The organism is Microbispora sp. NPDC049633, assembly GCF_040675265.1.
In the GTDB taxonomy this organism is placed as follows: Bacteria; Actinomycetota; Actinomycetes; order Streptosporangiales; family Streptosporangiaceae; genus Microbispora; species Microbispora maris.
In genome coordinates this window covers 1-1,143 of the sequence record NZ_JBFAOO010000435.1, presented here as the reverse complement: position 1 = coordinate 1,143, position 1,143 = coordinate 1, and the positions used below count along the sequence as shown (strand labels likewise).

General features: G+C 78.3%; 1 protein-coding gene. It reads left to right on the top strand.

Annotation, left to right across the window (positions count from 1 at the left end; translation table 11 throughout):
* Positions 1-23: 23 nt before the first annotated feature.
* On the top strand, positions 24-1,143 hold a 1,120-nt coding region (locus tag AB0J39_RS39705), incomplete at its 3' end, for an ABC transporter ATP-binding protein (protein WP_363474389.1).

Below are 1,143 nucleotides of genomic sequence, written 5' to 3'. Positions count from 1 at the left end.
CGCTGCGCGTGCCCCCCGCCGGCGTGAGCGGCGCGCGAGCCGCGCAGTGGCTGCGCTCCCGGGTCGTGGACCACACGCTGTCGGTCGGCGCCGGCATGTGCCGTCACCTCACGCCGGGTGAGCTCGTCACCCGCGCCGGGGTGAACGTGGAGGAGGCCGGGCGGACCCCCGAGGCGGTGGTCACGGCCGCCACGCTGATCGTTCCGGCGGCCGGCAGCGTCGTCGCCCTCGCGTTGATCGACCCGTGGCTCGCGGTCACGCTGGTGGCCGGTCTGCTTGTGATCGTGGCCGTGCTGCGCGCGTTCATGCGTAGGACCACGGCGGCCTCCGGCGGCTACCAGCAGGCCCAGGGGGAGATCGCGGCCATGCTCGTCGGCGCCCTCGCCGGGGCCCGCACCATCACCGCGGCCGGGAGCGAGGATCGCGAGGCCGCGCGCGTGCTCGCCCCGCTCCCCCGCCTGCGCGCCCACGGCCTGGCGCTGTGGCGGCTGCAGGCGCGGGCCGGTGTCCAGGCCGCCGTCGTCATCCCGTTCCTGGAGATCGTGGTGCTCGGCGTCGGCGGGTTGCGCCTGGCGGCGGGCGGCCTCACCGTCGGCGAGCTGCTCGCCGCCGCGCGCTACGTCGTGCTCGGCGCCGGCCTGGGGTCGGCGCTCGGCTACGCGGCGCGCATCGCCCGCGCACGGTCGGCCGCCCTGCGGCTGGAGCAGCTGTTCGCCGTGCCGGCCCCCGCGTACGGGGAGCGCTCGCTGCCGCCCGGCCCCGGCACCCTGGAGCTGCGCGAGGTGACCGTACGGGCCGACGGCGTGCGGCTGCTGAGTGGCGTCAGCCTGGTCGTGCCGGGCGGCACGTGCACGGCGGTCGTGGGCCGCTCGGGCTCGGGCAAGTCGTCGCTGGCCGCCGTGGCCGGCCGGCTCGTCGATCCCGAACGCGGCGCCGTGCTGCTGGACGGGGTGCCTCTGCGTGAGATCGGCCGCGAGCCGCTGCGCCGCGCGGTCGGGTACGCGTTCGAGCGGCCCGCGCTGTTCGGCGAGACGCTGGGCGAGGCCGTCGCCTTCGGGCTGGGAGCCCGGGACGCCCCCGGCGTGCGGAGCGGGGACACCGTGCGGAGCGGGGACACCGTGCGGAGCGAGGGCGCGGTGCGGG